This window comes from Mycobacterium sp. TH-M11 (genome assembly GCF_057473725.1).
Genome location: NZ_JBYCLD010000163.1, coordinates 1 through 3171 on the forward strand (window position 1 = coordinate 1; position 3171 = coordinate 3171).

Sequence of the window (3171 nt, forward strand, 5' to 3'; positions counted from 1 at the left end):
ACCCCGACCGCGACATCACCATGTACATCAACTCCCCGGGTGGTTCGTTCACCTCGCTGATGGCGATCTACGACACCATGCAGTACGTGCGGGCCGATATTCAGACCGTGTGCCTGGGTCAGGCCGCCTCGGCTGCGGCGGTGTTGCTGGCGGCGGGTACGCCGGGCAAGCGGATGGCTTTGCCCAACGCCCGAGTGCTGATCCACCAGCCGTCGCTGTCCGGAGTGATCCAGGGCCAGTTCTCCGACCTGGAGATCCAGGCCGCTGAGATCGAGCGGATGCGGACCCTGATGGAGTCCACCCTGGCCCGCCACACCGGGAAGGACCCGGAGGTGGTCCGCAAGGACACCGACCGCGACAAGATCCTGACCGCGGCCGAGGCCAAGGAGTACGGGATCATCGACACCGTGCTGGAGTACCGGAAGCTGTCGGCTCAGACGGCGTAGGCCCCGCGCCGAGCGTGTACTCAGCGCGAATTTTCAGCCGGATTTCCGCGCTCATTACACGCTCGGCGGGCTACGGCCGCCACGGCGGCAATCTCGGCCGGGCCCACCCGGCAGCAACCCCCGATGATGCGGGCACCGGCGGCAACCCAGGCCGGCACCAGGGCGGGGGAGAAGCGCCTCGGTCCCGCCCAGCGCCCCGACCTCCACTGCTCACCGCTGTTGGGGTAGACGATCAGCGGCTTGCCGGTGACTTCGCTGGCGATCTCGATCGCCGGCAGGACGTCGGCCGGGGCGCAGCAGTTCACCCCCACCGCGACGATCTGCGGCACCTCGGCGGCCACCGCGAAGGCCTCCGCGAGGGGCTGCCCGGCGCGGGTTTGGGTGCCGTCGATCGTGTAGCTGAGCCAGGCCGGAACGTTCGCCTCCTGGACCAGGCCCACCAGGGCCGCCGCCTCATCGAGGTCCGGCACGGTCTCCAACGCGAGCAGGTCGGCGCCGGCGTCGGCCAGGATCTCCAACCGGGGCCGGTGCCACGCAGACAGCTGTGTGACCGAAAGTCCGTACCGGCCGCGGTATTCCGAGCCGTTGGCGCGAGCGGCGCCGTACGGGCCGACTGACGCCGCAACCCAGCGCCCACGCGCGCCGTCGCCGGCTTGGCGGGCCAGGTCCACGCTGCGGCGCAACAGCCCGGCGGCCGCCCGTCGGTCGATCCCGCGGGCGGCGAATCCGTCGAAGCTCGCCTGATAGCTGGCGGTGGTCGCGATCTGCGCACCGGCGGCAAAGAAGGCCGCGTGAACGGCCGCGATGTCTTGGGGTGCTTCCACGAGCAACCGGGCCGACCACAGCGGGTCGGACAGGTCGGCCCCGCGGGCTTCCAGCTCCGTCGCCAGCCCCCCATCGGCGACGAGCACGGTATCGTCGGGCACGGCGAACCCCACGTTTGCCACTCTAGAGCTGGAAGGCTCCGCCCGGCTCACAGCCGGGTAACGCCCCCGAAACGCTCACGCCACGCCAGCGCGTCACACGCCGGCTGCGGCGCCTTGGGCTATATGTTCGTGGAGCAGGCAGACGGAGCCCGTGATGAATACCAACGACGCGATTCGGCCTTATCGGTCGCCTCGCACCGGAGTGAACGGGTAGCGTCGGAGCAGACACCGGCACCCCGACGACAGACGGCGAACAGGAAGTAGGTCCTAACGCACCATGGCGCGCATTGGAGACGGCGGGGACCTGCTGAAGTGTTCGTTCTGCGGCAAGAGTCAGAAGCAGGTCAAGAAGCTCATTGCAGGTCCGGGCGTCTACATCTGCGATGAGTGCATCGACCTGTGCAACGAGATCATCGAAGAGGAGTTGGCCGACGCCGACGACGTGAAGCTCGATGAGCTGCCCAAGCCCGCTGAGATCCGGGAGTTCCTGGAGGGTTACGTCATCGGCCAGGACACGGCCAAGCGCACGCTCGCGGTGGCCGTCTACAACCACTACAAGCGCATCCAGGCCGGCGAGAAGAGCCGGGACTCGCGCTCGGGTGAGCCGGTTGAGCTGACCAAGTCCAACATCTTGATGCTCGGGCCCACCGGCTGTGGCAAGACCTACCTGGCCCAAACGCTGGCCAAGATGCTCAATGTCCCGTTCGCAATAGCGGATGCGACGGCACTCACCGAAGCCGGCTATGTCGGTGAGGATGTCGAAAACATTCTGCTCAAGCTGATTCAAGCGGCCGACTACGACGTCAAGCGCGCCGAGACCGGCATCGTCTACATCGACGAGGTCGACAAGATCGCCCGCAAGAGCGAAAACCCCTCGATCACCCGCGACGTCTCCGGCGAGGGCGTGCAGCAGGCGCTGCTCAAGATCCTGGAAGGTACGCAGGCCTCGGTTCCGCCGCAGGGCGGTCGCAAGCACCCGCACCAGGAATTCATCCAGATCGACACCACCAATGTGCTGTTCATCGTTGCCGGTGCTTTCGCCGGCCTGGAGAAGATCGTCTCGGACCGGGTTGGCAAGCGGGGCTTGGGATTCGGCGCCGAAGTCCGGTCCAAGGCCGAGATCGACACCACCGACCACTTCGCCGAGGTCATGCCGGAAGACCTGATCAAGTTCGGTCTGATCCCCGAGTTCATCGGCCGGTTGCCGGTGGTGGCCTCGGTGACCAACCTGGACATGGAGTCGTTGGTCAAGATCCTGTCGGAGCCCAAGAACGCGCTCGTCAAGCAGTACACCCGGCTGTTCGAGATGGACGGGGTCGAGCTCGAGTTCAGCCAGGACGCGCTGGAGGCCATCGCAGATCAGGCCATCCACCGCGGCACCGGTGCGCGCGGTCTGCGGGCGATCATGGAAGAAGTCCTGCTGCCGGTCATGTATGACATCCCCAGCCGCAACGATGTCGCCAAGGTCGTCGTGACCAAGGAAACGGTGCAGGACAACGTGTTGCCGACCATCGTGCCGCGCAAGGCATCGCGCGGCGAGCGTCGCGACAAGAGCGCCTGACCCGGGGCGGCGCTCGACGCCGCGCAAAGTTACTCGCCAGTACCGAACTTCTCTTAGAGTTGGCGCGCGGGTGAACGTGATGAAAACCACATTTCCGGCTCAAGTTGACCGCGAACCCCAGTGTGACATCGACATTTAACACTGAGTAACCCGAATTTCGACACGGTGTGGCGTCGTATGGTCTATAAGAGCGGTGCAATAATCGGTACTGCCAGTGACAGAAAAACTTGTGGGTGCG

3 protein-coding genes are annotated in these 3171 nt (G+C 65.8%); 2 read left to right on the forward strand and 1 reads right to left on the reverse strand.

Annotated features, from left to right (window positions below; genetic code table 11):
- The coding region (locus AC2VOG_RS07045) for an ATP-dependent Clp protease proteolytic subunit (RefSeq protein ID WP_486939200.1) at positions 1-446 on the forward strand (446 nt) is incomplete at its 5' end.
- Positions 447-466: 20 nt separating this feature from the next.
- Here AC2VOG_RS07045 and mmuM read toward each other — a convergent pair.
- Positions 467-1393 carry a homocysteine S-methyltransferase gene (gene mmuM / locus AC2VOG_RS07050; protein WP_486939201.1) on the reverse strand — a complete coding sequence of 309 codons (927 nt, stop codon included), beginning with the start codon at positions 1391-1393 and terminating at the stop codon, positions 467-469.
- Positions 1394-1649: 256 nt separating this feature from the next.
- Here mmuM and clpX point away from each other — a divergent pair, with 256 nt between their 5' ends.
- Positions 1650-2933, forward strand: a complete 1284-nt coding sequence (gene clpX / locus AC2VOG_RS07055; protein ID WP_046187626.1) for an ATP-dependent Clp protease ATP-binding subunit ClpX — start codon at positions 1650-1652, stop codon at positions 2931-2933.
- Positions 2934-3171: the final 238 nt, after the last annotated feature.